Here is a 25,704-nt window from a genome sequence, read left to right on the forward strand (position 1 = left end):
GTCATGGGGATTCTATCATTTATATTCTGACCATAGCTAAACTGATTAATTCATATAATGACAAAGAGTGCCAGCGGCACTCTCTGCAATACACTGTTATTTAAAGTTAGTGCTGAACCTGAAAGGCTACTTTTACATCTGCCTTATATTCAGCTATGTGACCGTTATCTACGTTGGCGGTAAAGTTAGTTACTTCAACACCCAAAATAGCGTCAACAGTTTTAGCGGCCTCCAACACGGCATTGTCGACAGCATCAGTCCAGTTGTGGCGGGATGTTCCCACAAGTTCAATCACTTTTACAACCATGATTAATACCCCCTAATACTGATTATGTTTGCTTAACAGTATTAGTTTGTGCAGGATTTAAATTGTTATGCCAAAGAAAAACCTGTTTAGCTTTAATAGGTGTTTTCTTGGGCAGATCGGCTTCAAAATACAGCCAGGCCGCAGTGCTGCCGGCCATCAGTAAAAAGAACACAAACAAGTAAATAATACCTTTGATTTTCAGCTTACTAATCACACTATTATTCATTGTTTATCACCTCTGAATCTATTATGCCCCAAACAACGTATTTTTTATTAGAAAAACTTGGCTCAGGCAATGTCCCGGAGGACATTGCCTGAGCCAAAGATTTTTCTTATCCCTTGGCTCAAAGCATTAAATGATTAAAGTCTTGGTGGGGTTAGAAAAACTTGGTTTATAAAAACAGACCTCCACTAAGAGGTCTGTAATAATTCGCGGATAATTTTTAATGCCTGTTTTTCAATCCGTGATACCTGTACCTGGGATAAGCCGATAAAGTCAGCAATTTCGGCCTGCGTCTTATCATTAAAAAAGCGCAGATAGATTACAGTGCGTTCTTTTACCGGCAACCGGCCCAGCACCTCTTTCAACGCCAGTTTATCAAAATAGGCGCTATCCTGACCATCTGAGTGGATCAACTGGTCAAGCAGATGAATGGTATCACTGCCGTCACTGCCCTGAAAAGCCTGCTCATAGATTGATACCTGGGGCTGAACGGCTTCCAGGGCGGACACAATTTCCTGCGGTGCCAGCGACAACTCCCGGGCAATCTCGCCGATGGTTGGTTCCCGGCCTAAATCACCCTGCAGCTTTTCCTGGGTTTTATGAACACGATAAGCCAATTCTTTTAACGGGCGGCTGACTTTGATTGGGTTGTCGTCCCGGATAAAACGGCGAATCTCGCCGATAATCATCGGCACTGCATACGTAGAAAATTTAACGCTAAAATTGAGGTCAAAGCGCTCAATGGCTTTTAACAGTCCGATACAGCCAATCTGAAACAAATCATCCCATTCATAACCGCGATTGGTAAACCGATGAACAATACTCCGGACTAAATTTAAATTATTCTCCAGAATGCGTTCGGTAGCTATCTCTTTAACCGCAGGCTCAGCCGACTGAGCTTTGAGTAATAGCTCTTTAAACTCTTCCTCATTGAGCATATGTTTCACCTAATGCTCGGTGACTGGCGCAAGCATTTTGGCCATTCTCACCGTTGTACCCTGCTGTAATTCGGATTTAACCTCAAGCTCATCCATAAACGACTCCATAAAGACAAACCCCAGACCCATTCGCTCCGGGTCGCTGGAATAGGAAGGCTGACGGGCTTCTTCCACATTGGCAATTCCCCGCCCGTAATCGATTACCGTAAATTCAAGCTTATCCGCATACAGGATCATCGTTAATTCAACATACCTGCGTTCCTGCGTATCAGCGCCATATCCATGAATGACTGCATTAGACACTGCCTCGGAAACAGCAACTTTAATTTCATCGATGTCAGTAAGCGTCAATTCAACCTGGGCCGCAAAAGCTGCTGCTGCTGCTCTGGCAAAACCAACGTTTTCATTGATACTTAGAAGCGAGAGGTTTATTTGATTTTTTATTTTCGCATCCATTGGCATGGCCCCCTTATAGCAGCTCTAAGGCTTGTTCTTCTGATTTGTGAACAGTTAGAATCTTCATTAAACCGGCTAATTCAAAAATGCGCTGGACATTCGGTTCCAGATGGACAGCAAGCATTTTCCCGCCAAGCTGGGTGATTCGCTTGTAACGTCCCAGAATTACCCCCAAACCTGAGCTATCAATAAAATCGACACCTTGTAAATTAAGTAAGATATGCTTAGCTCCGGTCTCATCTAATTCTCTGTCAACTACTCCCCGAAATTCATTGGCCCCGCAAACGTCAAACTCCCCCTCCGGCCTGATCACGAGGACGCCTTGTTTCATAACTGTAGTGACTTTCAACAACATAACCTCCTACTTTCACTTTATAATTAAATAATTCGCCAAAAGGAAATATTTTCCTGCAAAATCCACAAAAAAACTGTGGAAAAATTTACCACAGTTTTGAATATTCCTAATAGCCTGGTTATCTGGATAAATTAAACATATTGGTAAGCATATCCTGAAAAATTCTTATTAACCCGGCTTTTTCTATTGATTTTTCCGCAAGCAAATCAACTTTCCCCATTTCTTTACCATCTTGCAGGACAATTAACTCCCCGCATTTCTGGCCCTCTGCCACCGGGGCATTCACCGTTGATTCTGCTATTATCTTTTTTTGCAGATTTTTATTTTGCCCCTTACCGATAATTAAATTTAAATCCTCGGCGGCAACGAGCTGAATTTCCTTATCTACCCCTTTGTTCACCTTGAGCCGTTCAACAACTGTACCTTGTGTAACAATAGGTACGGCGGAAAAATTAGCAAACCCCCAATCGAGAAGTTTCATGCTTTCCCGCAAATGTGACCGCGGTTCGGGGGTGGCAAATACCGCGGCAATAAGCCGCAGGCCGTCGCGTTTGGCAGTACCCACGAAGCAGTATTTTGCTTCTTCTGTCCAGCCGGTTTTTAACCCATCGCCGCCTTTATACCACCATAACAGTTTATTAGTATTTACCAGCCAGTTCTTGCCATCTCTGAGCCAGGTTTCTTTAATACCGCACATATCCATGTACAGTGGATGCATGACAGCTTCCCGGCCGATTAAGGCGGCGTCATAGGCGCTCATATAATGCTCGGTTGTTGGCAGACCATTGACATTGTTGAAATGGGTATTGGCAAGTCCCAGGGTTTCTGCCCGCTGATTCATAGCCTCAACTGCGGCCGGCTCACTGCCATAGATATGCTCCATTAAGGCAACTGCGGCATCGTTGGCACTTACGACCGCTACCGCTGACAACAAGTCTTTTACTGTCATCCTTTCACCAGGTTCCAGCCAAATCTGGGAGCCTCCCTGCCGCCAGGCGTTTTCACTGGCATTAACTTCATCGGCAAGATTTATCCGGCCCTGTTCTACCGCTTCGACCGCCAGCAGTAAAGTCATAATCTTGGTTACACTGGCCGGGGGAAGACGCTTATGGGGATCTTTCTGAAAAAGCACAGTACCATTCTCATCCATAAGTACAGCCGACACGGCACTAGTATTTAACTGGGTGCCAGGCTGCGGCTGTTTGGCTGTTGGTGCTGGCGCACTGAAAGCAGTGGCAACACTCAAAACAAAGAACAGTAACGTTACCAGCGCGATTTTTCGAATCACTGAAAACACTCCTTTCTTTTAAAATTATCATCTCCCATATTAAAACTGCTTAAACAGGGAATTTAAAACAAAAAAAGCCTGACATTTGTCAGGCGAGCTGGAATCCCTGGGAAGTAACGAGTCCTATTATTACCGGCGAAATTTCTCCCGGCTGCGTAGCAACACGCACCGCATTTTTTATAATACCTGCTGCTGGCTGCAATTGCAATTCAGTATTGCTGTACAGGGTGGCCAGCGGCTGGTTGGGGCCGACAGGCTGGCCCAGCCTGCAGGTTAAAGCCACCCCTGCCGCCAGGTCGATGCTTTGCCCCTTATGCTCCCGTCCGGCCCCCAGCAACATGGCTGCATAACCAATTTGCGCCGCATCGATCTTGTCAACAAAGCCCTGGTGATCACTGGTAACTGCGAGGTGATAACGGGCTTGCGGCAGCTTACGGCAATCGTATACGATAGATGCATCACCACCCTGAGCGGCGATCAACTCACCCAATTTGGCAAGGGCCTGTTGGCTGTCAATCAATGCTGCCAGCTGCTGCCGGGCCGCTGCCGGTGTAAGCGCCTTACCGCCCAGTACCAGCATGTGTGAACCCAGTGTCAGACAGACTTCGCGCAGCGCCGGTTCACCGCGTCCTGATAATACCTCAATAGCCTCTCTGACCTCTAAGCTGTTGCCGATAGCCGTGCCCAGCGGCTGCTCCATACTGGTCAGCAGCGCAATTGTTTCTCGGCCAACCAGTTGGCCGATACGTACCATCGTTTCTGCTAAGGTGATAGCCGCGGTTTTAGTTTTCATAAAAGCGCCGCTGCCAACTTTGACATCCAAAATAATCTTATCAGCGCCGGCGGCAATCTTTTTGCTCATAATTGATGAAGCAATCAGGGGAATGCTCTCGACTGTCGCCGTTACATCCCGGAGGGCGTACAACTTGCCATCCGCCGGGGCAATCGTGGCAGACTGGCCGGTAATGGCAATATTGTGTTTTTGCAGATTCGCAATAAACTCAGCCCGTTCCAGCGTGGCCCTGAAGCCCGGAATCGCTTCCAGTTTATCAATGGTACCACCGGTAAATCCCAGCCCCCGGCCGGACATCTTGGCTACAGGCACCCCGGCCGCTGCGACCAGCGGGGCCAGTATCAGCGTAGTCGTGTCGGCTACCCCGCCGGTACTGTGTTTGTCCACCTTGATACCGGTGACCTGGCTGAGATCGACCATCTCGCCGGATGTTGCCATGGCCATCGTCAATGTAGCTGTTTCCCGGTCTGTCAGCCCCTGGAAATAGACTGCCATCAGCCAGGCTGCCATTTGATAATCAGGCACTGTATCAGCCGTATAGGCTTTAATCAGGTGGCCAATCTCGCTGTCTGCGAGCTCCAGCCCATCCCGTTTTTTGGTAATAATATCGGTAACACGCACTAGTACTCACCTCAAAAAAGGTCATTTAAAAAACTTTGGCCAAACGCCGGCGGCGGCAGGTTAAAGTTAGCAGCTACCGTGGCTCCCACGTCGGCAAAGGTTGATCTTACCCCTAAATTGACGGGGGCGGCTTTTTGTGATAACCCGTGGTGATAAGCCAAAACCGGCACATATTCGCGGGTATGGTCAGTCCCCGGCCGCGTGGGATCACAGCCGTGGTCGGCTGTAATGATCAGTAAATCACTGGCAGCTAGCTCAGACTTGAAAACGTCCAAAGCCCTGTCAAAATCTTCAAGGGCCCGGGCATAGCCGGCAACATCGTTGCGATGACCGAATACGCTGTCAAAATCAACCAGGTTGGCCATGATTAAACCGTCCGGCAGCCTCTGGGCGGCCAGCTTGGTAAGAATCTCCATACCGTGCTGATTAGATGTTGTCGGGTAAGACTGCGTCAACCCCCTATGGGCATAAATATCAGCAATCTTACCAATGCCGGTAACAGCAAAACCGGCCAGCTTCAATGCATCAAGCACTGTTGCCGCCGGTGGTTCCAGACTATAGTCATGGCGGTTGGCAGTCCGGAGAAAGCTGCCTGGTTTGCCTACAAACGGTCGGGCAATAATCCGGCCCACAGCATGTTCATTAATAAAGATTTTCTCCCTGGCAATCCGGCATAACCCATATAACCGCTCCAGGGCAATCACCTCTTCATGGGCGGCAATCTGACAAACACTGTCGGCCGATGTATACACAATCGGCTGGCCTGAAAGCATATGCTGCTCTCCCAGTTCGGCAATAATTTCAGTGCCTGAGGCGGCTTTATTACCTAAGATACTATACCCTGTATAAAAATTAAATTTTTCAATAATTTCCGGGGGGAAACCGGCCGGATAGACGGGAAAGGAAGTAAACAACGGGCAGCAGGCTAATTCCCAGTGACCACTGGTAGTATCTTTGCCTTTTGATAATTCCGCCATTTTACCAAAAGCAGCTGCAGGACGGGCGACTGGCTGGACACCGGCAATGGGTTCAATGAGCCCCAGCCCCATATTTGCCAAAACCGGCAAATAAAGACCACCAGCGGCAGCGGCAATATGTACCAATGTATTGGCCCCGGTATCGCCGTATTCAGACGCGTCAGGCATTGCGCCGATACCTACACTATCAAGAACAATAACATATATTCGTTTGAACAAATCCTATAGCCCCTCTTTGAACAATTTATTTAATATATTATGCACGGGGATGGGTTTTATCATAAACTTCTTTCAAGCGATTTTTAGTTACATGGGTATAAATCTGGGTTGTCGATATATCGGCATGGCCCAGCATCTCTTGGACTGAGCGTAAATCTGCCCCATTTTCCAGGAGATGGGTGGCAAAGGAATGGCGCAGGGTGTGAGGGGTTATTTCTTTGGTAATGCGTGCTTCCATCGCATATTTTTTAATAATTTTCCAGAACCCCTGACGGGTCAGTCTGTTACCATGGTGGTTTACAAACAAAGATGATTCTTCATAAGTACGTACCAGCTTTGTCCGGCCTTTGCCGATATACTCCTGTACGCACTTGGCCGCAATTGAGCCTAAGGGCACAATGCGTTCCTTGGCCCCTTTGCCGTAGCACTTAATATAGCCCATATCAAGATTTACGTCAGAAATGTTCAGGGATATTAATTCCGATACCCTGATGCCGGTTGCGTATAGCAGTTCAAGCATAGCTTTGTCTCTAAGGCCGGTAGGCTGAAAGGTATTAGGCTGTTTTAACAATTCTTCAACTTCGCTGATCGAGAGAATCCGGGGCAGCTTTTTTTCCAGCTTGGGCGATTCCAGGTTTACGGCCGGATCTTTTTCAAGATGGCGTTCGCGGACAAGATATTGATAGAAAGACTTTATCGCCGCAAGATTACGCGATATCGTTGAAACAGCCCGCCCCTTTACCTGGAGACTGTTAAGGTAACTCAGGATGGTGTCACGGTTAGAATTTCGTAAAAAATCTAATTGACTATTTTGCAAATATGTTTGGAATTGACGTAGGTCCCGCCCGTAGGATTCTAACGTATTTTGAGCTAATCCCCGCTCGACTGCAAGATAGTTAATAAATTCATTAACATACGATTCCATTTTATTTTACCACCCTTTTTTCTTCCCAATTTCGAGCCGACATTCAGTATCTGATCTAGCTACTTAATTCAACATTCAACAAGAAGTTTGCTTTTCCTTTATTTGTCTATAATCTTTCGTAAAGTTTTAGAGTTTTTTTGTTATTGCCTGCCAACTGCTGTCATACTGTGAGCTGGCCAGACTGCCGGAAACGATAACCCGTAATGGTTTTTCCAGCAGATGCTGGTCACGCAGTTTCAAGCCGGGATTATTTAACTCCCAGAACATCGTCATTAATTTCGGTAGAATGTAGAAAATAATAAGCGTTAAGAGGACGATTTTTACATATAACTTGGACTTTTTTATGATACTGCGCAGAGAAAACGTCACTACCATCCGCCTCTACTTCCCTCCTCCCGCCCTCCAGTATGCATTCCGGCTTAACTTAATATCATACATATTCGTTAAATATCAGGATTATGCGTAAATTAGTAAAGGTTACGCTGTTTCCTGAAAAAGGCGGGTCGCTTGGCGTTTTTTCAAAAAACGTTTGGCGACACGCCTTTTCTTTGTTACCGCATAATAAGCTGGGCTACTGTTTTCATAAAAACCGGTGAAACATAAACCTCTATCAGCGCGGCGCCGATCATAACCATAAGCATGGCTAAGCAAAACAGGGAATAGGCTATGGAATTATAAAGTAAGTTAGCCTTATTTTTATTGCGTCTTACCAGCATCAGGGAGAAGGATGTTGCTGACACCCCGGTCGCTAATAGGGCGGGAACCGCGAAGAAATTATGGGGCAGTACCGACACCAGGGCAAATAACAACCCTTTCATGATGTACTCATTCACTAAGAACCCCACCGTAAAGCCGATAACAAAGCCCCGCAGGCAAACCATAAACAACACAAAAGGGATACCGACAATAGTAAAGCCTAACAGCCACATGATAACGATTACCTTGATGTTACTGAGTAATACCCCGGCCAACAGGGCCTGGGTATCGCCGGCAGCAGTCTGCGGATCAGTCAAGCCCTGGAAGAAAACCCGCAAATAACCGACAAGCTCGGCTTTTTGTTCATCAGGCAGTGTTTTTACGGCCATAGCGCCAATGACTATCCCGATAACAAAAATAAGAATCATAAAAAAATAAGCAACAATATTTGCACGGACATAAATGGCAGTATTCTTGCGAAGCAGTTTTAGCATGCATGTACCTCCCGGCCAGTACCTGCTACAATATATGTCCTGCTAACACTGTTTAGACCTATTTGTCCCTTAGGTTTTAGCCAGTCGGCCGTAGATGCCGCCGCCGCCGGCGGCAATAGCCGCTGTTCCGGCCCGGGCCCGCATAATAAAAGCCGTTATTTTTGTACCGGCTATCTGATTTAATTCGGCCCGGCCGGCCGTATGGACAATCGCCATTTCGGTCTTAAACTCAGCCAGCAGCCGGTCTTTAATTTTTTTGCCCAGGCCGGGAATAAACTCCAGCGGCACCTGATAGAAATAGTCCGGCCGGTGTAAAGGATGCTGCGGTTTCAGGTAATTGGCAATATGATTAATACGGTCATATACGCCGGTAATCAGACGGGGGCTGTTACATTCGGGGCAGCAGGTGCCGTCGCCGTCGCCGCCGCTTGTAGCTATAAAACCACAGACCGGGCAAAAAGTGCGGTGGTATTTTCCTAACCGGGGATTAAGGCCATAGTTGGCTCTGACCTGCCGGCCGGCTGTGCGGGCTAAGGCCTGAGCCACTTCACGAAACGACAGTTCCAGCAATGAAAAAATATTATATTCCCGGGCGATTTTATCCAGGGAGTGAGCGTCGGAATTGGTGATAAAGGTATAACCGGCCAGTTCGCCAATCCGGTCAGCCAAATCGCTGTCAGCACTCAGTCCCAGCTCAATCGCGGCCAGCCGGCTAAGTTCCTGCTCAGATAAAATTTGCGACAGTCGTGTACAGCAGGCACCATATACGCTTTTGTGCGGCGTAAAAACATGGGCGGGGATAATAAGCGCATCGAAGCTACCGGCAATAGCAATCAGTTTTTGCAGGGGCATATGGGCATTTTGGGAGCTGAGGCTGATATTGCGGATAAACTGGCTCATATAGGCCGAAAACGCGGCCATTGTCGGCAGGTCGGGGATAAAGACCAGTGTATGGGCCAAGCCCCCGCCCTCCTCCCTGGTTTCGATTTCAGCGCCAAGGAGGAGCAGTGTTTTCTCTTTATAAAGATACCCGCCGTTTGGTACCGGCACCAGCAAACCTTCGGCGGTCAGTTTTTTTATATCGGCCAGCACCAGGGGGGACAGGGCATCAACAATGCCGATGATATTCATCCCTTTACGGTCGGTTGCTTCCGACAAAATGCCGCGCACGGTTAATTGGCGGGAGGTAGGGATTTTAACCCACTTACCGCTTTCGCTCATGCCGACATGAATATGCAAATCGGCAAAATACTGTTTAAGCATGTACCGGTATTCCCGCCAGATATAAGGCAACTAAACTCTTGGCATCACAGATTTCTCCCCTGGCAACCATCCCGGCAATCTGGTGCGGGGTATATTTTTCACTGTTAATAAACTCATCTTCATCCGGTTCCTGGGCTGATTCAACCAAATCCTCAGCGAGAAAGATATGGATGATCTCATTGGAAAAGCCCGGTGTTGTATACATTGAGGTTAATTTGCGCAGTTTATTGGCGGCAAAGCCGGTTTCTTCCGCCAGTTCTCTAAGGGCACAGGCTGCCGGTGTCTCACCGGGATCAAGCTTGCCGGCAGGTACCTCCAGCATTACCTGCTGCACAGGATGCCTGTATTGCCGGACGAGGATGACTTTACCATCGGCAGTCAGCGCGATTACCGCCACTGCACCCGGATGTTCAACGACCTCTCTGGTTCCGCCCTTGCCATTTGGCAGCAGGACCTCATCGCGGCGTAGGTTTATCACTTTTCCCTCGAATAAACGCGTTGAGGTTATCAATTGTTCCTGAAACTCTGTTTCCGTGTGTGGCATACCAGCGCCTCCCTTAATCAATTTGGCATATTTTTTAAATACCTGCATATATTACCTCCAAAGGGAGGGATGTCCAATGCAAACTATTTCCCACAAGGGCTTCTATTTCAGCGGTAAAATTAAAGACTTGCTGAAAGAATTGCACAACCTGAGCAAAGAATATCACACCCTGCGGGAGGTTGTGCTAAAAAAACGGCAGTAATTAGTCCATCCAGGGATAATGTGTATAGGGTTTGAGAATAAACAGGGGTCTGCTGCTGTGGACAGAGGGTGCAAGCCAGGCCGGGACTACCACCCATTTGACAGGCAGGTCCAGGGCGGCGGCGGCCTGCTCAATAATAGGCAGACCGGCGTGTACATGGGCTGCCGTTGTTTCAGCACCAAGATTGGTATTGCTGACCAAGCCGCTGATGGTAAGGCGGGAAACCTGTTCGATCCGCCGTAGTGTGCTCATGATGCCCGCAGCGGTGCCGGTAAAAGGCCGGCGGGTATTAACAACCAGCAGGGCCTGATAGCTGATCTGGTCGAAATAGCGTTTCAACTGACCTAACGCAATGGCTGATTCACCGCCGCCGGCATCCATGACTACCCTGGTCGTGGTTTGGGCAAATATTTCAATCAGATTGTGGGGCATGATTGGCAGATCGGCATGAGACAAGCGCGGATCAGGCGCAATGACTTTGACGCCGTTTTTTTCCAGCAGTTCGCGGTTTTCCCTGGTCCGAAAATAAGGCTTGACCAGATCCATATCGACAATGGCTGTTTCCTGGCCGGCCTGCTGTAATTGCAGTGCATAATTAACGGCGATTTCAGTTTTGCCACTGCCAAATTCACCCACAAAAATCGTTAGCCGATTATCTTCCATGCGATTACCTTCTATTCATAGATTTTCGCTTCTTCTTCCCCGCGCAATATCCGGAGTGCGCCTGCCGCCAGGGCGGCACATTCATCCTCACCGGGGTAGAGCAGCACCTGACTGATAAACGCCACCCGCTCACAAATCATATTGGTCAGCAGCCGGGAGTGGGCCAGACCACCGGTTAGGACAATGGCATCGAGCCGGCCCCGGACTACGGTGGCCATAGCCCCGATCTCCTTGGCTATCTGATAGGCCATAGCTTCGTAAATAAGCGCGGCCTTAGTGTCGCCGTCCATAATACGATCCTCAATCTCCCGGCCGTCATTAGTGCCGAGGTGAGCAACCAGACCCGCCTGCCCAATCAGCTTCTTTTTAATAGCCGCCAATGTATAATCGCCCGTAAAGCACATATTCACTAAGGCGTGGGAAGGTAAGCCACCAGCGCGTTCCGGCGAAAATGGGCCGGCATCATTAGGATTTGTTACATCAATCATGCGCCCGTTCTGTTGGATTCCGACCGATATGCCGCCCCCCAGGTGAACCAGGATTAAGGTCAGGGCGTCGTAGGTTTTGCCTAAATCCCCAGCCACGCGATGGGCAACCGCTTTTAGATTAAGGGCATGAAACAAACTGCGGCGGGAGATTTCCGGCAACCCGGTAATTCTCGCTACCGGCTCCAGTTCATCCACACTCACCGGATCAACAATAAACGCCGGAATCCCCGCCTGACCGGCAAGGCCTCTGGCCAATAACCCCCCCAGATTGGAGGCATGTTCAGTTTGTACACCTACCTTTAAATCCGCGGCCATCGTTTCGTTTACCCTATAGGTACCGCTGGCCATCGGTTTCAAAGGACCGCCGCGCCCCACTACCGCGGCTAAATCACAAAGCCTGATGTTATGAGCGGCCAGCGCCGCTTCCACCAATTGACGCCGATAATCATACTGATCATAAATCTGCTCAAATTTCTCCAGTTCTTCCCTGCTATGACGTATAATCTGCTCAAACTCTTTTTGCTGATTACTGTATACAGCTATTTTCGTTGAAGTTGAACCGGGATTAATTGCCAATATTTTATACTGCTCCAGCATTATTAGCCCCCAATATCCAATTTTAAATGACAGCAATATTATTTTATTCAGTACCAGCAGAAAAAATCCTGCAATGCACAACAACAAACCTTGCCGGCAATGTGCAGCAAGGTTTGTTGTTGTTTTAGGGTTAATACTTATCTAACTGGCTCTCATTTCCATGCGCAGTTTATCAGCAATCATTGCCATAAATTCAGAGTTAGTCGGTTTGCCTTTATCCAGTTTGATTGTATAGCCAAACAGCTTATTGATCATTTCAATATTTCCCCGGTTCCAGGCAACCTCAATCGCATGGCGGATGGCCCGTTCGACCCGGCTGGGGGTGGTAGAGTATTTTTCCGCAATCATCGGATAAAGAACTTTCGTTACGGCTCCCAATAGTTCTACTTCGGCAATAATCATCATAATCGCATCGCGCAGATATTGGTAACCTTTGATATGGGCCGGAATACCAATCTCCCGGATAATGTTTGTCACTTCCACATCCATAGGCCGGGTTTTGACGACCTGGGCAGTGGCGGCGGCTACCGGCCGGACGGTAATGAAAGTACCGGCAAGTTGTCTGATGCGGTTAATCAGTACGTCCATGTTAAATGGTTTTAACACATAATAATCAGCACCCAGTTCTACTACCCGCTGCGTAATATTCTCCTGACCAAATGCAGTCAGCATGATAATCTTCGGGCGCTTGTTCGGGGAAACATTAATACGCTCCAAGACACCAATTCCGTCTAAATGCGGCATAATTATATCTAAAACTATGACATCCGGAGCTTTTTCTTCAATGATAGATAACATCTGCTCTCCGTTAAAGGCTACCCCAACCAACTCAATATCAGGCTCTCTGTTAAGACATTCCTGTAAAATCTCCGAAAACTCCTTATTGTCGTCAGCGATAGCCACCTTAATTGTTTCTCTTGCCATTACCATTGGAATCCTCTCCCTGCTAAATCGTATAAATTACTATATTTTATCTATTCGACAAACACGCACCATTTCCTTCCTTGTTTGGAAAAAGAATCCATTTTATTTTTTTCTGAAAATCCAAATCGTATCTTAATTATATAGATAGCCTGAGAATGTGACAAGTATTTTTAATACTGTAGCTGTCAGGCCGCGGCGGACGGAGCGGCGCTAGCAGAAAAACTGCCAGAAAACGTAAATAGTTTTCTGGCTGAATTGCGTTCTTTTTTCGGGATTATACCGCTTTCCATGAGCATCCAGTCCACGAAGCAGCCATAACCGCTTGTTGGATCATGGACAAAAACATGGGTAACGGCACCGACTATTTTACCGTTTTGAATAATGGGACTGCCGCTCATACCCTGGACGATACCACCGGTCTTTTCGATTAATTTGGGATCAGTTACTTTAATAACCAAGCCTTTGCTTTCCGGTATTTCCTGTAAATTTATTTTCTGGATTTCAATACTGAACTGTTCAATTGTCTGTCCGTCAACTACTGTCAGCATTTCCGCCGGCCCTACCTGCACCTGGCTCATAGAAGCGATCGGAATTGCCTGGGGATATTTCTCATTCGGCAGGGTAGCGGTTAATTCGCCATAAATGCCAAAAGGGGTATTTTTATTAATATGTCCCAGCAATTGATCTTCTTCAATAAATACGCCAATCTTCTCTCCGGGATGGCCCCTGGTGCCGTGTTGAATGCCGGAGACGGTGGCCAGCACGATCTTGCCTTGTTCGCAGTCAATCGGCTGGTTTGTGTCACTGTCAGTAATAATATGACCGAGAGCCCCGTAGATTTTTGAATCCGGTTCATAAAAAGACAGGGTGCCAACGCCGGCGGCACTGTCGCGCACAAACAAACCAATTCGATAACGTTTGGTATCATGACATAACGCCGGTGACACATTAATATGTTGCTGTCCTTCTGCGCGCTTAATCAGCACATCAATGGCGCGGTTATTTTTCCCGTTATCATCAATAATTTCGGCTACCTGTGTGTCGCTTTGCACCGGAATGCCATTAATGCTGATAATGACATCGCCTACTGTAATGCCGGCATCTTTGGCCGGTGTTACATACTGGCCCTGCATATTGAGGACCGGTGAATTACCGACAACAATGACACCTTGGGATCGCAGCATGACACCAATCGAATGTCCGCCTGGAACCAGCCTAACGGGCGGCAATACATCCACCTGCACCGTACGAAAGGGTATTATTCCAAACAGCTTAAACTCGACAGTGGATTGTCCGAGTTTGACAGGTTCAAGCGATACCGGCCGCGATAAGGCAATGATTGGTAAGGTTGCATGGGTTTGGACCCGGATACTGCCACCATCATGCCTGACGTTAACGGTCAACGGAAAATTTACATCAAATAAGGCTGACTCACCTTCGATAATCCGGATATGCACGGGAAGACCGTAAATACTGCGGAATTGGGGAGAAAGACAAAATGCAAAGATTGCGCTGATAATTAATACTGCCCAAATCAGCCTGCTGCTCAATAGCCGGTTAAATCTTGTCATATTTTCTTCCATCACTCCCTATTACATTCTTCCCAAATTTCCCACTCAGCCTTTCATTTGCTTACATTTTGTTCAACCGGTTGCAAACTTAAAGTTTCCCGAATTCAAAGGGGATTATTCCGGAATTATTAGCATTTATTGACTTGGAATCTGATTTTCGGCCTTTTAAACAAAAAAAATAGCGCAAGCTCACGCTTACGCTTTATATTTCCAATTTGCTTTTTTTTTCATTGACTTTTCTAACATCTGGGCCGCATTCTCCAGGGAAAGCTGGGTTAAATCGCCTGAGGCCATTCGCGCCAATTCTTTCAATTGACTCTCAGGGGTCAGCCGGGTTACCCGGGTTACTGTCCTCTCTTCGGCAATAATTTTTTCGATGTAAATATGGCTGTCGGCCATCGAAGCAATTTGCGGCAGGTGGGTGATACATAAAACCTGTTTATCGAATGCCGCAATTCTGGCAATTTTTTCCGCCATCTTTTGCGCGGTTTGGCCGCCAATGCCGGCATCAACTTCATCAAATACCATAGTGGCCGTTTCCTCACGTTCGGCGCAAACCGTTTTTATGGCCAGGGCGAGCCGCGACAATTCGCCGCCAGAGGCAACTTTCTGTAATAACCGGGGTTCTTCTCCCGGATTGGCCGAAAATAGAAAAACGACATCATTGGCGCCGGTTGCTGAATATTGGTCATTGCGTTTAACATCGACGATAAATTGGGCTTTAGGCATCCCCAGATCACCCAGGTGGCCGGAGATTTGCCGGCCCATTTCCGCTCCTGCCAGCTGCCTTAGCCGGTCAAGCTCATTGGCGAACTCTTGCATTTGCCGCTTAAGTTCAGCTTCCTGCTGCTCAAGGCTGTTTATTCGTTCATCATAATGCGTAATGGCCGCCAATTCCTCAGCCGCCTGCTCAGAATACGTCAATATCTCCTGGACGGTTGCCCCGTATTTTTTTTTCAGCCGGTGGATGATATCAAGCCGGTCTTCCAGCTTAGCTAGCTTAGCCGGGTTAAAATCCATATTTTCACGATAATCCCTAAGTTCACCCATGGTTTCTTCCAGCTGGTACAGTGCTTCAGCTACAATCTCCACCTGCTGATTAATGGTCTCATCAAAGCGGGCGGCCGACGCCAGATCCCTTTTTATATCAGTCAGGCAGGCTATGATGCCATTAAAGCCTTTATTTCCCTGACTCAACAGCATGTAGGAACGGGATACGGCGTGAGAAATTTTTTCGGCATTAGCCAGAACCTTAACCTGGCTTACCAGCTGCTCTTCTTCATTTGGCGCTAAGGCGGCAGCGGCAATCTCCTGCGTTTGCCAGGTAAGCATCTCTTCGCGCTGCAGGCGTTCCCGGGAATCCCGGCTGATGGCGGCTAATTCATTTTTAACTTTTTGCCATTCCCGGTAAGCACTGCGGTATTGTACAAGTTTGGTTTTTATGCCGGTGGCAAAAGCATCGGTAAGTTCCAGATGGGTTTCCGGCTTTAACAGGGCTTGATTTTCGTGTTGACCATGCATATCCACAAGTTTTTCACAAATTTGCCGCAGCATGCCCAGCGTTGCCTGGCAACCGTTGATATGAATAGTATTCTTGCCATGTTTGCTTAAGCGGCGGGCAATAATTACCGTGCCGCCATCATCAACAGCAATCCCCTGCTTATCCAGAAAGGAGTGCAGGCTATCAATACCTGCTATGTCAAAAACTGCCTCGATACGGAAATAATCAGTACCTGAACGGATAGAGTCACCGGAGGCTCTGCCGCCAATAATGGCTGACAGGGCATCGATTAAAATGGATTTGCCGGCCCCTGTTTCTCCGGTCAGGATATTAAGACCAGGTACAAATTCAATATGCGCCTTATCAATCAGGGCAAAATTGACGACAGTAAGTGACTTTAACATGATTACCTCTCCTCAAACCACGCCGATTCCACTACCCATGAGCGACCGGAATTTAGCAATAACCTGCGGCACAGCCTCCAGTGGTTTTACAAGGACAAAAATAGTATCATCACCGGCTACTGTGCCAATAATCTCAGGCCATTTCACATAGTCGATCGTATAAGCCACAGCCTGGGCGGTTCCCGGCAGGGTGCGGAGAACGACAATATTCTGACTGAAATCAATGGCAACAATCGAGTCCCGAAACGTTCGCTCCAGCCGGGCCTGGGACATAATGACATTTTGTTCGGGGGGAAATGCATACCGGTACCGGCCATCCCCTGTCGGCACCTTAATCAGCATAAGCTCTTTAATATCACGGGAAACAGTTGCCTGGGTAACATCAATACCATGTTTACTCAGAGCCTCAGCCAGGTCTTCCTGGGTTTCGATTATATAGCGGTCAATAATCTCTTTCGTCTTTGAGTGCCGCAAAGCCTTCAAGCTATCCACTCCTTTTCTTCTCAATCAGATATAGAATTGGCGGAAAGTTCGTTTGGTTTACCATTGACCAGCAGGCAACAGAAAACTTTTTTTGATCAATAGCAGCCAGATACTGATGCAATTCCCGTAGCTCCAGCCGGCCCTGCTCATAACCGGGATAGGCCGCGATTGTCATCAGACCTTCGGTATTGAGCAATTGCAGCGTTTGCGCAATTGCCTGGATGGTTGTTTGCGGCAGCGTGCTTAGTTTATGATCGCCGCCCGGCAGATAGCCCAGATTGAACATGGCTGCGTCTACCGGCTGTTTTATGTAGCGGGTTATATGAGCGTGACTGTCCAAAACAAGGTGAACCTTAGCCGCTACTTCATATTTGGCAAGCAGCTCCTTTGTGTTCGTGAGAGCCTGGGATTGAATATCAAAAGCCCAGACAACAGTGGCAGCAGGAGTATTAGCCGCCAGAAACAAAGTATCTTGACCATTGCCGGCGGTAGCATCAACAACCAGACCGGCAGTGGCCAGCCTGGGCTTCAGCAGCCGCTGCGCCATCATAACGGCATTAACCACTTGCATGCTGGTCGCCTCGCCGTAATTTAGTACGCAGTTTCTCATAATAGCTCTTGCCGGTAAACCGGATGAAGCGGGCCCGAAAAGGGGAGCGCCGGACCACTACCGTATCGTCTGGCAGCAGATTATACACGGTTTGCCCGTCTACGGTAAGGACAATATCATCATGAGCCGCCTGCATCCGTACTTTAATTTCTGCATTTTCGGAAATAACCAGGGCCCGTGAATGCAGTGTATGCGGGCAGATTGGCGTAATAACGATTACTTTCAGTTCCGGGTTAATAATAGGCCCGCCTGAGGATAACGAGTAGCCTGTTGAACCGGTTGAAGTGGCAATAATCAGGCCATCGGCAGGGTAGTCGGCCGTCAGCTCTTCATCGATAAACAATTTTAATTTTATCATGCGTGAGAAGCCGCCTTTGGCGACAACAACGTCATTTAAGGCCGGTGAGATGTAAATAGGACTGCCATTGCGGATGACAAGGGCATCCAGCATCAGGCGTTCTTCGATATAATAATCACCGCCCAGCAACCTGTCTAAGGCAATATTCAGATCAGGCACCTCAATCTCAGTTAAGAAGCCAAGGTTCCCCATATTTACACCACAGACAGGAATACCGAAGGGAGCAATCTCCCGGGCAGTATGTAAAAGTGTTCCGTCCCCCCCCAGGGTAATGCCGAAAGTAATATCATTTTTTACACATTCCATTTTTCCGGCCAAATGAGTACACTTAAGTTCCAAAGCAGCCTCTTCCGGCAGCACCACGTTAACATTGCGTTCCTTAAAATACTGCACAATCCAGCCCAACACTGTACTGATACTCTGTTTTTTTGTGTTGGGAAACAGCCCGATAGTCAACACCTCGTATTCCCCCGTTATCCCGTTAAATTGGCATGAGCCTCAGCCACTACGGCAGCAATACCAGCCTCTTCTACGGCAGCAGCAGCCGGATAATTCACTAAATATAAAAGGTATTCAATATTGCCTTCTGGTCCCTTAACCGGTGAAAAAGTCAGTCCCAGCGGTACCAGTGCGAGCGACCCAGCCATATTCACGACATTGTTGATAACTTCACGATGAACCGCCGGCTCCCGGACAACCCCTTTTTTGCCGACTTTTTCCCGACCTGCTTCAAACTGTGGTTTAATAAGTGCGACTACTTCCCCGTGGGGAGCGAGCAGTGTTTTAACGACCGGCAGCACTTTATCAAGCGAGATAAAGGCCACATCAATCGAGACAAAATCTAATAACTCCCCCAAATCCGCCGGTGTGACATGGCGGATATTGGTACGTTCCATGTTTATTACCCGGGCGTCGGTCCTAAGGGACCAGGCTAACTGCCCATACCCAACATCAATGGCATACACTTTACGAATGCCGTTCTGGAGGGCACAATCGGTAAAGCCGCCGGTTGACGCGCCGACATCAGCCATTACTTTCCCCGCTAAGTCCAGGTTAAACCGCGCCAGTGCTTTAGCCAGTTTAAGCCCGCCGCGGCTGACAAAGCCAATATTGTCCCCGTGAACAATAATTCTGGCGGTGGTAGGCACAACAGTACCCGCTTTGTCTGATTTTTGGCCGTCCACAGTCACCAGTCCGGCCATAATATAGGCCTTGGCCCGTTCACGGCTGACAGCCAGCCCCTTTTCAACCAGTAATATATCAAGACGCTCTTTGGTGCGTGCCCCTGTCATTTCCTTACTCCAAACTGACGGATAAAAGCCTCGGCACTGGCAGCAATGCCCTGCGGATCTAAACCGTGCCGGGATAGTAAGTAGTTCCGGGGCCCATGCTCGATATATTTGTCAGGTAAGCCCAGCCGTAATACTTTTACCCAGTTAAGCTGCTGGGCATTAATATATTCAAGCACGGCTGACCCGAACCCTCCTGCCAGCACATTGTCCTCGACTGTAATTATTACACCTTTATCCCTGGCCAGCCGGCGGATCAACTGTCCGTCCAGGGGTTTGACAAAGCGGGCGTTGACCACACCGGCCTCAATGCCTTTGGGAGCTAACAGGGCCGCGGCCTGGCAACAGGCGGCAGCCATTGTCCCAATGGCAAGCAACACCAGATCTTTTCCGAGCAAAAGTTCCTCAGACTTTCCTAGTTCAAGCTGCGTAAAATCAGGTTTACTCTCTGCACCAACGCCGCTGCCGCGTGGATAGCGAATCGCCACCGGGCCATTAAGCTGCGTCGCCGTATAGAGCATATGCCGGAGTTCATTTTCATCTTTAGGCGCCATCATGACCATATTCGGGATATGGCGTAGGAAAGAATAGTCAAATACACCGTGGTGAGTGGCACCATCTTCGCCAACAATCCCGGCCCGGTCCAGCATAAAAATTACCGGCAGATTCTGCAGGCATACATCATGCAGGATCTGATCATAGCCCCGCTGTAAAAAAGTAGAATATACGGCAACCACCGGTCTTTTACCCTGGGTGGCCATCCCGGCCGCCAAGGTAACGGCATGCTGCTCGGCAATGCCCACATCAAAAAAACGCTCAGGGAATCTTGCCGAGAATTTTTTTAAGCCGGTTCCCTCCGGCATAGCCGCCGTTATGGCAACAATATCAGGGTTCTGCTCGGCCAGTTTTACCAGGGTATCGCCAAACACCTGGGTATACGAAGGGGCCCCCCCGTTTTTTATTATCTCACCTGTATCGATACAGAATGGTCCAACCCCGTGAAACTTATCGGCATTACATTCTGCCGGTGCATACCCTTTGCCTTTTTGCGTAAGTAAATGAATAAGCACCGGGCCTTTAATACTTTTGGTCTTGTCAAGCACATCCAGAATTAAAGGTATGTTATGACCGTCAATGGGTCCAAAATAGGTGAAGCCTAATTCTTCAAATAACATTCCCGGTACCAGCAGATATTTCAGGCTGTCTTTTACCCGTTCGGCAGTTTTGGCAACACTTTCCCCTATGGCCGGAATCCGGCGCAGTAAATATTCAATATCATGTTTTACCTTGGAATAGGTGGGCGCAGTACGCAGTTTTGCCAGGTACTCCGACATCGCCCCCACATTTTTGGCAATCGACATTTCATTGTCGTTTAAGACCACCGTGAGATTAATATTAAGGTGGCCGGCATGGTTGAGGGCTTCATAAGCCTGACCGCCGGTCAGTGAACCATCGCCAATGATACCGATAACATTATAGGTATCGCCTGACATATCACGCGCCAGCGCTACGCCTAAGGCTGAAGATATAGAGGTGCTGGAATGCCCCACACCAAAAACATCATGCTGGCTTTCACATCTTTTAGGAAAGCCGCTGATGCCCCCGGTCTGCCGGAGGGTGGAAAACTGGCGGCGGCGACCGGTTAAAATTTTATGTACATACGCCTGATGTCCCACATCCCAGATAAATTTATCATTGGGACTGTTGAATGTCCTGTGCAGCGCCAGTGTTAATTCAACAACACCTAAGTTAGGTGCTAAATGTCCGCCATTGGCGGATACAGTATGTATAAGAAGCTCGCGGATTTCACCGGCGAGCTTTTCTAATTGCCCTAAAGAAAGACTTTTAAGGTCTTGTGGCCCGTTAATGCCATCAAGCAATGTCCCCAAACCAACTTCCCCGCTTTCCCTGACAGAAGTCATAATGCATGAATGTATTTTCCAAAACATATTATAGCATAGTTTAGGACTAACATTCATCTACAAAATACATAAAACGCATAGGCTATAAGAGTACCGTGAACGGCTCCGCCCAGCACCTCGAGTGGTGTATGCCCTAATAACTCTTTAAGTCTGGTGTCCCGGACTTTGTGTTCGACCCGCATTTCGCGTACTAATTTATTAATAACTTTGGCCTGCTTGCCTGCTGCCCGGCGTACGCCGGCCGCATCGTACATGACAATGCCGGCCAGGACGACCGCTACCGCAAACAAACTGGATTCCAGCCCATCTTTAAGGGCTACACCAACAGCCAGGCTGACCACCAATGCCGTATGTGAACTGGGCATACCACCGGCACCGACAAGCCGTTCGGCATTAAATGATCCGTGGCGCCAGTAAGAGGTTATTGTCTTTAATACCTGGGCGGTAAACCATGCGGTAATGGCAGTCATTAATATAACATTTTTCCCGATTCCCGCCATAAAATCGAACATTATTTACACCTCAGGCTTCACGATTGATTAAATATTCCACTAAGTCGCGTAAAATTACAGCTTCAGAGCCAAAATCCTGTAAGCTGAGCAAGGCATTGTCTACGGCCTGCTGAGCCAGGTGTTTAGCGCCGTCAAGCGAATACAGTGTTACATAAGTCACTTTCTGATTCCTCATATCACTGCCCACCGGTTTACCAATCTTGTCCTGACTGCCAGTTACGTCAAGCATATCATCTGTAATCTGAAAAGCCAGACCGAAATGTTCAGCATAAGCAGTCAGTGCTGCCAGCTGATTTGGGCTGGCATTGGCCAGCATAGCTCCTGCCCGCAGTGCGGCCTTAAATAACGCGCCGGTTTTGGCCTGATGGATAAACTTCAGGGTATTGGCATCAACCGTTTGTCCGGCCGAGGCAAGATCGACCGCCTGGCCGCCGACCATACCGGCGGCACCGGCAGCAACAGCTATCTCTTTGACTACATTAATCAATGTTGCTGCCTGAACATTAGGCTGGGAGAGCATTGTGCTGAACGCGGCTGTTAATAACCCGTCCCCAGCTAAGATTGCCATGCCGTCACCATATATTTTATGATTGGTGAGTTTACCACGCCGGTAATCATCATTATCCATGGCCGGCAAATCGTCATGAATCAGCGAATAGGTGTGAATCATCTCCAACCCGCAGGCCACAGGCAGATAATCAGCGCCGCAGCCGCCGGCAGCATCGGCTGCCGCCATCAGCATAATCGGCCGCAGCCTTTTGCCGCCGGCAAACAGGCTGTAGCGCATTGCCTCAAAGATAATCGGCGGGCAGGCATCAGCCGGAGTGTAACAGGCCAGCGCCTCTTCCAGCAAACTTACTTTTTGCCGGCAATAATGACTTAGGGAAAATTGTTTTGTCATAGCAGTCAATCAGCCTCCACCAGATTAAGCGGTTTTTCAACAAGCTTGCCTTGTTCCTGCTGCAGAATTTTATTTACCTGGGCTTCGGCAGCAGTAAGGCGTTCAAAACACAGTTTGGCATAGGCAATACCTTCGCAAAACCGGTCTAAGGCATCCTCCAGCGGCAGTTCACCTGTTTCCAGTTGCTTTACAATTACTTCTAATTTGCCAAGAGCGTCTTCAAAACATACATTACTTTGTTTATTACCTGCTTTATTAGCCATTTTTCTCCTCCTTTACCCTAACCACATCGACATCCAGCCGCCCCTGCCGCAAAACAATCTCCAGCCGCTGACCGGCTATGACCTGACCGGCTCCGGTCACCACTTGTCCCGCCGGTGTACGGACCAGACTGTAGCCTCTGGCCAGTACCGCCAGCGGATTAAGCACAGCGAGCTTTTCTGTATGTATTTTCAACACATGCTGTTTTGCGACAATGATTTTTTGCATTGCCTGGCCTAACCGTTCCGTGTATAAATCGGTAAGCTGCTTTTTGTCAGCCAACAGTTTTTCCGGCTGCAGAAATACTTTGTTATCGCGGAGCTGCTGCAGCACTTGCCGCCGGTCTTTCAAATAAGTCCGGATATTGTTCTCCAGCATGGTTTGGAGTGTATGGATATAGCGCTTCAGCTCATTGACATCCGGAACAACAAGTTCAGCAGCCTGCGAAGGCGTTGCGGCCCGGCGGTCGGCGGCAAAATCGGCTAAGGTGTAATCTGTTTGGTGACCCACCGCCGACACAACGGGGATGACCGATTCAGCGATAGCCCGCACTACCTTTTCATCATTAAAGGCCCATAACTCTTCGATCGAGCCGCCCCCGCGGCCGGCAATAATAACATCGACATTAGCCAGGCGGTTAAAAGCCTGGATAGCCTGGACAATTTGTCCGGGCGCCTCCAGTCCCTGAACCTGAACCGGAAACAGAATCAGACACAGGCCAGGATGGCGCCGGTTGGCAACGGTAATAATATCTCTTAGCGCCGCTCCGGACGGCGAGGTTACAAGCCCCACCGCTCTGGGCAACAGCGGCAGGGGCCGTTTACGGCTTTCCTCAAACAGGCCGGCTGCTGCCAGCTTTTCTTTCAGCTGGTTAAAGGCAATACTGAGTTCTCCCAGGCCGTCAGGAATTAACTGATCGGCGTAAAGCTGGTACTGGCCGTCGCGTTCGAATATAGTCACCTGGCCAAACACGACTACCTTAAGCCCATCGCGCGGTTCAAATTTTAAAAACTGGGCCCGGCTTTTAAACATAACCCCTTTTATCTGTGAACCGGCATCTTTAAGGGTAAAATAGCAGTGGCCCGAATAGTGACATTTAAAATTAGACAACTCGCCCCGGATAGCAACTGAAACCAGTTTCGGGTCTTTATCAAACAGACTTTTAAGATATTTGGTAAAATCGCTGACAGTATATATATTGCTCATATTCATACCACCTGATTTTATTTTGCATCATATTTTTAATTAGGAACCAGACAAACATAATAATAACCTATAAATACAAAAAAAACCAGACATAAGTCTGGGTAAAGATTTTTAACCTTTAAAATCGGGCACCGAAATAGCGCTGAGCTAAATATCCGCTTATCCCCCCCACCACGAACCAGAAAAAATATCCGGGCGGAATAAGATGACCAACAACCGAGCCTATGACTGCACCGGCAAGAATATAGGGAACCATGGTGTCACCTCCCGGCATATGAATTTGTGTATCATATGCCGGAGCAGCTGCATTGGTGAATCTGCAGCTGTCAGGCGTTGAAGGCAGCATAAGCAGCACCGGCTGCATTGTCCGGACTATACCTGTTTTCAGGAAAATAAAGTTTTGCCACCCCGGGGCGTTCCAGCTGTTCTGACAGGTAGTGCCTGATAAAGCGGTTGGCCATTACCCCGCCTACCAGCAGCACCTCTGTAAGGCCGGTACTTGCGACTGCCTGCTTGAGCATAGTCATTACCGCTGTGGCAATGCTAAGCTCCACCCCGGCAGCAATTGCTCCTCTGTCAGTACCCTGGGTTACTAATTTGCGGACATGAGTCTCGGGGCCGGCAAAACTAACGGTGGTGCCGCGGACACAGACCGGTATTTTTACTGCGTGGCTGCGGTCTTGTGCAGCCAGAGCCTCCAGGTGAGGCCCGGCGGGAAAAGGCAGCCCTAATAAAACGCCCACACGGTCTACCAATTGTCCGGCCTGAATATCCTGACTGCAGCCAATGATCTCTATCTTTAATCTCTTGGCCTGTTGGGGACCGGCCGCGGCTGATACCCGCATAAGCTCAGTAGTGCCGCCCGATAAGTGAACCGCCAGAAATTGTGCTGATCCCGGACCACCGGCCGACCAAAGTCCGGCAAAAATATGGCTTTCCTGATGACTGATGCGCTGAAGGGGAACATTATGGCTTAGCGCTAACACCTTAGCATAGCCGTCACCAACCAGAAACGCAGGCATATAGGAATCCGGCAACGGCCGGGGATAGGCGGAAACCGCGATGCCTTTGAAGGCCACAGGCCCGGGAAGCTCCCGGCAGGCTTCAGCAAATAGTTCCGGCAGATTGCGGGTATGCTGAAACACCATTGCCGATTGCTGAAGCCCCCGGCTGCCAGCCTTAACCTGCAGAATTCTCCGGCAATCGGCAACTAACTGGCCCGCCTCATTCAGCAGCGCTACTGAACTTGTATAACAACTGGTATCTATCCCCAGGAAATAGCTCATGCCAGCCCTTTATTTTTTACAATTGATCCTAAAATACCATTGATAAACCGGCTGGACTCCTCAGTGCCAAAGGTTTTTGCCAATTCCACAGCTTCATTAATGGCAACGCCTGGCTGTAAGCGCTCCTGACTGTATTTCATTTCATAAATAGCCATCCGGGCTATATTACGGTCAACACCGGCCATGCGTTCAATTTTCCATTCTTTAGATAACTCAGATATGTAGTCATCAATAACGGCTAAATTGCTATAGGTACCTTCAACCAGTGACTTAGCATAGAGCCTGGTATTCTCATTAACGTCTTCCCGCTCACTAAATACAGAGTTGAGTGCTTCATCATTGCTGACACCCGCGTTAAAATCCAATTGAAATAATGCTTGCACAGCCATCTCACGGGCCTTTCTACGGCTCATAAATTTCCTTCTTT

31 protein-coding genes are annotated in these 25,704 nt (G+C 48.4%); 1 reads left to right on the plus strand and 30 read right to left on the minus strand.

The genetic code is table 11. From position 1 onward, the window contains the following. Positions 1 to 106: 106 nt before the first annotated feature. The 13 genes from SPTER_RS10375 to SPTER_RS10435 all read right to left on the minus strand — a co-directional run bounded on the left by SPTER_RS10375 (position 107) and on the right by SPTER_RS10435 (position 10,099). Entirely contained in the window at positions 107 to 307 is a 201-nt protein-coding gene (locus SPTER_RS10375) for a dodecin family protein (RefSeq protein ID WP_144350347.1), read from the minus strand. Positions 308 to 329: 22 nt separating this feature from the next. After that, on the minus strand, positions 330 to 533 hold the full coding sequence (locus SPTER_RS10380; RefSeq protein WP_144350348.1) for a hypothetical protein: 204 nt from the start codon (positions 531 to 533) through the stop codon (positions 330 to 332). 185 nt (positions 534 to 718) lie between these two features. Next, positions 719 to 1,468, minus strand: coding sequence for a SigB/SigF/SigG family RNA polymerase sigma factor (locus SPTER_RS10385; RefSeq protein WP_144352850.1), 750 nt, complete (start codon positions 1,466 to 1,468; stop codon positions 719 to 721). A 9-nt stretch (positions 1,469 to 1,477) separates the two neighbouring features. Continuing rightward, positions 1,478 to 1,924: an anti-sigma F factor gene (spoIIAB, locus tag SPTER_RS10390; protein ID WP_144350349.1), complete on the minus strand. Its 447-nt coding sequence runs from the start codon at positions 1,922 to 1,924 to the stop codon at positions 1,478 to 1,480. A gap of 13 nt (positions 1,925 to 1,937) precedes the next feature. Then, complete coding sequence (locus tag SPTER_RS10395) at positions 1,938 to 2,273, minus strand: STAS domain-containing protein (RefSeq protein WP_144350350.1); 336 nt, start codon at positions 2,271 to 2,273, stop codon at positions 1,938 to 1,940. Positions 2,274 to 2,397: 124 nt separating this feature from the next. After that, positions 2,398 to 3,567, minus strand: a complete 1,170-nt coding sequence (locus tag SPTER_RS10400; protein WP_246105563.1) for a D-alanyl-D-alanine carboxypeptidase family protein — start codon at positions 3,565 to 3,567, stop codon at positions 2,398 to 2,400. An 88-nt stretch (positions 3,568 to 3,655) separates the two neighbouring features. Continuing rightward, complete coding sequence (locus tag SPTER_RS10405; RefSeq protein WP_144350352.1) at positions 3,656 to 4,981, minus strand: pyrimidine-nucleoside phosphorylase; 1,326 nt, start codon at positions 4,979 to 4,981, stop codon at positions 3,656 to 3,658. A gap of 11 nt (positions 4,982 to 4,992) precedes the next feature. After that, a complete protein-coding gene (locus SPTER_RS10410) occupies positions 4,993 to 6,177 on the minus strand; it encodes a phosphopentomutase (protein WP_144350353.1) in 1,185 nt (394 codons plus the stop codon). A gap of 37 nt (positions 6,178 to 6,214) precedes the next feature. Further along, positions 6,215 to 7,102 (minus strand): site-specific tyrosine recombinase XerD, encoded by an 888-nt coding sequence (gene xerD / locus SPTER_RS10415; protein ID WP_144350354.1) that lies wholly within the window; start codon positions 7,100 to 7,102, stop codon positions 6,215 to 6,217. Positions 7,103 to 7,228: 126 nt separating this feature from the next. Further along, on the minus strand, positions 7,229 to 7,477 hold the full coding sequence (locus SPTER_RS10420; RefSeq protein ID WP_144350355.1) for a hypothetical protein: 249 nt from the start codon (positions 7,475 to 7,477) through the stop codon (positions 7,229 to 7,231). 176 nt (positions 7,478 to 7,653) lie between these two features. After that, the gene (gene spoIIM / locus SPTER_RS10425) at positions 7,654 to 8,292 is read right to left on the minus strand and encodes a stage II sporulation protein M (RefSeq protein WP_144350356.1); all 639 of its coding nucleotides are present in this window, start codon (positions 8,290 to 8,292) and stop codon (positions 7,654 to 7,656) included. Between the two features lie 69 nt (positions 8,293 to 8,361). Further along, complete coding sequence (locus SPTER_RS10430; RefSeq protein WP_144350357.1) at positions 8,362 to 9,555, minus strand: endonuclease Q family protein; 1,194 nt, start codon at positions 9,553 to 9,555, stop codon at positions 8,362 to 8,364. Continuing rightward, positions 9,548 to 10,099: an NUDIX hydrolase gene (locus SPTER_RS10435; RefSeq protein ID WP_144350358.1), complete on the minus strand. Its 552-nt coding sequence runs from the start codon at positions 10,097 to 10,099 to the stop codon at positions 9,548 to 9,550. Before SPTER_RS10435 ends, SPTER_RS10430 begins: the two co-directional genes overlap by 8 nt. 76 nt (positions 10,100 to 10,175) lie before the next feature. Between SPTER_RS10435 and SPTER_RS25640 the strand changes: the two genes are divergently transcribed. Beyond that, the gene (locus SPTER_RS25640) at positions 10,176 to 10,301 is read left to right on the plus strand and encodes a hypothetical protein (RefSeq protein WP_281289517.1); all 126 of its coding nucleotides are present in this window, start codon (positions 10,176 to 10,178) and stop codon (positions 10,299 to 10,301) included. Here the strand turns inward: SPTER_RS25640 and SPTER_RS10440 are convergent, their stop codons facing one another. The 17 genes from SPTER_RS10440 to nusB all read right to left on the minus strand — a co-directional run bounded on the left by SPTER_RS10440 (position 10,302) and on the right by nusB (position 25,690). Continuing rightward, positions 10,302 to 10,964: a hypothetical protein gene (locus tag SPTER_RS10440; protein ID WP_144350359.1), complete on the minus strand. Its 663-nt coding sequence runs from the start codon at positions 10,962 to 10,964 to the stop codon at positions 10,302 to 10,304. An 11-nt stretch (positions 10,965 to 10,975) separates the two neighbouring features. Further along, positions 10,976 to 12,049, minus strand: coding sequence for a butyrate kinase (gene buk, locus SPTER_RS10445; RefSeq protein WP_144350360.1), 1,074 nt, complete (start codon positions 12,047 to 12,049; stop codon positions 10,976 to 10,978). 141 nt (positions 12,050 to 12,190) lie between these two features. Then, entirely contained in the window at positions 12,191 to 12,979 is a 789-nt protein-coding gene (gene spo0A, locus SPTER_RS10450; RefSeq protein ID WP_246105564.1) for a sporulation transcription factor Spo0A, read from the minus strand. 179 nt (positions 12,980 to 13,158) lie between these two features. After that, complete coding sequence (gene spoIVB / locus SPTER_RS10455) at positions 13,159 to 14,544, minus strand: SpoIVB peptidase (protein WP_144350361.1); 1,386 nt, start codon at positions 14,542 to 14,544, stop codon at positions 13,159 to 13,161. Positions 14,545 to 14,739: 195 nt separating this feature from the next. Further along, the gene (gene recN / locus SPTER_RS10460; protein ID WP_144350362.1) at positions 14,740 to 16,449 is read right to left on the minus strand and encodes a DNA repair protein RecN; all 1,710 of its coding nucleotides are present in this window, start codon (positions 16,447 to 16,449) and stop codon (positions 14,740 to 14,742) included. 12 nt (positions 16,450 to 16,461) lie between these two features. Beyond that, on the minus strand, positions 16,462 to 16,932 hold the full coding sequence (argR, locus tag SPTER_RS10465) for an arginine repressor (protein WP_144352852.1): 471 nt from the start codon (positions 16,930 to 16,932) through the stop codon (positions 16,462 to 16,464). Position 16,933: 1 nt separating this feature from the next. Beyond that, positions 16,934 to 17,503, minus strand: a complete 570-nt coding sequence (mnmM, locus tag SPTER_RS10470) for a tRNA 5-(aminomethyl)-2-thiouridylate-methyltransferase MnmM (protein WP_144350363.1) — start codon at positions 17,501 to 17,503, stop codon at positions 16,934 to 16,936. Further along, positions 17,490 to 18,359 carry an NAD(+)/NADH kinase gene (locus SPTER_RS10475; protein WP_144350364.1) on the minus strand — a complete coding sequence of 290 codons (870 nt, stop codon included), beginning with the start codon at positions 18,357 to 18,359 and terminating at the stop codon, positions 17,490 to 17,492. The genes mnmM and SPTER_RS10475 overlap by 14 nt, the downstream gene beginning before the upstream one ends. A 14-nt stretch (positions 18,360 to 18,373) precedes the next feature. Further along, positions 18,374 to 19,192: a TlyA family RNA methyltransferase gene (locus tag SPTER_RS10480; RefSeq protein WP_144350365.1), complete on the minus strand. Its 819-nt coding sequence runs from the start codon at positions 19,190 to 19,192 to the stop codon at positions 18,374 to 18,376. Next, complete coding sequence (gene dxs, locus SPTER_RS10485) at positions 19,189 to 21,111, minus strand: 1-deoxy-D-xylulose-5-phosphate synthase (protein WP_246105565.1); 1,923 nt, start codon at positions 21,109 to 21,111, stop codon at positions 19,189 to 19,191. Before dxs ends, SPTER_RS10480 begins: the two co-directional genes overlap by 4 nt. Positions 21,112 to 21,164: 53 nt before the next feature. Next, positions 21,165 to 21,623 (minus strand): divergent PAP2 family protein, encoded by a 459-nt coding sequence (locus SPTER_RS10490; RefSeq protein WP_144350366.1) that lies wholly within the window; start codon positions 21,621 to 21,623, stop codon positions 21,165 to 21,167. Between the two features lie 10 nt (positions 21,624 to 21,633). Next, positions 21,634 to 22,524 (minus strand): polyprenyl synthetase family protein, encoded by an 891-nt coding sequence (locus SPTER_RS10495; protein ID WP_144350367.1) that lies wholly within the window; start codon positions 22,522 to 22,524, stop codon positions 21,634 to 21,636. 5 nt (positions 22,525 to 22,529) lie between these two features. After that, positions 22,530 to 22,787 carry an exodeoxyribonuclease VII small subunit gene (gene xseB / locus SPTER_RS10500; protein WP_144350368.1) on the minus strand — a complete coding sequence of 86 codons (258 nt, stop codon included), beginning with the start codon at positions 22,785 to 22,787 and terminating at the stop codon, positions 22,530 to 22,532. After that, positions 22,780 to 23,991: an exodeoxyribonuclease VII large subunit gene (xseA, locus tag SPTER_RS10505; protein ID WP_144350369.1), complete on the minus strand. Its 1,212-nt coding sequence runs from the start codon at positions 23,989 to 23,991 to the stop codon at positions 22,780 to 22,782. Before xseA ends, xseB begins: the two co-directional genes overlap by 8 nt. A gap of 118 nt (positions 23,992 to 24,109) precedes the next feature. Further along, complete coding sequence (locus SPTER_RS24720) at positions 24,110 to 24,247, minus strand: hypothetical protein (RefSeq protein WP_170233234.1); 138 nt, start codon at positions 24,245 to 24,247, stop codon at positions 24,110 to 24,112. 70 nt (positions 24,248 to 24,317) lie between these two features. Continuing rightward, positions 24,318 to 25,277, minus strand: a complete 960-nt coding sequence (locus SPTER_RS10510) for a Kae1-like domain-containing protein (RefSeq protein ID WP_144350370.1) — start codon at positions 25,275 to 25,277, stop codon at positions 24,318 to 24,320. Beyond that, positions 25,274 to 25,690 carry a transcription antitermination factor NusB gene (gene nusB / locus SPTER_RS10515; RefSeq protein WP_144350371.1) on the minus strand — a complete coding sequence of 139 codons (417 nt, stop codon included), beginning with the start codon at positions 25,688 to 25,690 and terminating at the stop codon, positions 25,274 to 25,276. Before nusB ends, SPTER_RS10510 begins: the two co-directional genes overlap by 4 nt. Between the last annotated feature and the right edge of the window lie 14 nt (positions 25,691 to 25,704).

It is taken from the genome of Sporomusa termitida (assembly GCF_007641255.1).
Taxonomy (GTDB): Bacteria; Bacillota; Negativicutes; order Sporomusales; family Sporomusaceae; genus Sporomusa; species Sporomusa termitida.

Excerpts from the sequence above, each read along its gene's own strand:
- spoIVB (WP_144350361.1), bottom strand. The coding sequence starts at position 14,544 with ATGACAAGATTTAACCGGCTATTGAGCAGCAGGCTGATTTGGGCAGTA.
- SPTER_RS10385 (WP_144352850.1), bottom strand. The coding sequence starts at position 1,468 with ATGCTCAATGAGGAAGAGTTTAAAGAGCTATTACTCAAAGCTCAGTCG.
- SPTER_RS24720 (WP_170233234.1), bottom strand. The coding sequence starts at position 24,247 with ATGGTTCCCTATATTCTTGCCGGTGCAGTCATAGGCTCGGTTGTTGGT.
- spo0A (WP_246105564.1), bottom strand. The coding sequence starts at position 12,979 with ATGGTAATGGCAAGAGAAACAATTAAGGTGGCTATCGCTGACGACAAT.
- SPTER_RS10435 (WP_144350358.1), bottom strand. The coding sequence starts at position 10,099 with ATGCCACACACGGAAACAGAGTTTCAGGAACAATTGATAACCTCAACG.
- xseB (WP_144350368.1), bottom strand. The coding sequence starts at position 22,787 with ATGGCTAATAAAGCAGGTAATAAACAAAGTAATGTATGTTTTGAAGAC.
- SPTER_RS10440 (WP_144350359.1), bottom strand. The coding sequence starts at position 10,964 with ATGGAAGATAATCGGCTAACGATTTTTGTGGGTGAATTTGGCAGTGGC.
- SPTER_RS25640 (WP_281289517.1), top strand. The coding sequence starts at position 10,176 with ATGCAAACTATTTCCCACAAGGGCTTCTATTTCAGCGGTAAAATTAAA.
- xerD (WP_144350354.1), bottom strand. The coding sequence starts at position 7,102 with ATGGAATCGTATGTTAATGAATTTATTAACTATCTTGCAGTCGAGCGG.
- SPTER_RS10480 (WP_144350365.1), bottom strand. The coding sequence starts at position 19,192 with ATGACAGGGGCACGCACCAAAGAGCGTCTTGATATATTACTGGTTGAA.
- nusB (WP_144350371.1), bottom strand. The coding sequence starts at position 25,690 with ATGAGCCGTAGAAAGGCCCGTGAGATGGCTGTGCAAGCATTATTTCAA.
- SPTER_RS10420 (WP_144350355.1), bottom strand. The coding sequence starts at position 7,477 with ATGGTAGTGACGTTTTCTCTGCGCAGTATCATAAAAAAGTCCAAGTTA.
- SPTER_RS10510 (WP_144350370.1), bottom strand. The coding sequence starts at position 25,277 with ATGAGCTATTTCCTGGGGATAGATACCAGTTGTTATACAAGTTCAGTA.
- SPTER_RS10375 (WP_144350347.1), bottom strand. The coding sequence starts at position 307 with ATGGTTGTAAAAGTGATTGAACTTGTGGGAACATCCCGCCACAACTGG.
- xseA (WP_144350369.1), bottom strand. The coding sequence starts at position 23,991 with ATGAGCAATATATATACTGTCAGCGATTTTACCAAATATCTTAAAAGT.
- buk (WP_144350360.1), bottom strand. The coding sequence starts at position 12,049 with ATGCTGGAGCAGTATAAAATATTGGCAATTAATCCCGGTTCAACTTCA.
- SPTER_RS10490 (WP_144350366.1), bottom strand. The coding sequence starts at position 21,623 with ATGTTCGATTTTATGGCGGGAATCGGGAAAAATGTTATATTAATGACT.
- recN (WP_144350362.1), bottom strand. The coding sequence starts at position 16,449 with ATGTTAAAGTCACTTACTGTCGTCAATTTTGCCCTGATTGATAAGGCG.
- SPTER_RS10495 (WP_144350367.1), bottom strand. The coding sequence starts at position 22,524 with ATGACAAAACAATTTTCCCTAAGTCATTATTGCCGGCAAAAAGTAAGT.
- mnmM (WP_144350363.1), bottom strand. The coding sequence starts at position 17,503 with ATGCAAGTGGTTAATGCCGTTATGATGGCGCAGCGGCTGCTGAAGCCC.
- spoIIAB (WP_144350349.1), bottom strand. The coding sequence starts at position 1,924 with ATGGATGCGAAAATAAAAAATCAAATAAACCTCTCGCTTCTAAGTATC.
- SPTER_RS10430 (WP_144350357.1), bottom strand. The coding sequence starts at position 9,555 with ATGCTTAAACAGTATTTTGCCGATTTGCATATTCATGTCGGCATGAGC.
- spoIIM (WP_144350356.1), bottom strand. The coding sequence starts at position 8,292 with ATGCTAAAACTGCTTCGCAAGAATACTGCCATTTATGTCCGTGCAAAT.
- SPTER_RS10380 (WP_144350348.1), bottom strand. The coding sequence starts at position 533 with ATGAATAATAGTGTGATTAGTAAGCTGAAAATCAAAGGTATTATTTAC.
- dxs (WP_246105565.1), bottom strand. The coding sequence starts at position 21,111 with ATGACTTCTGTCAGGGAAAGCGGGGAAGTTGGTTTGGGGACATTGCTT.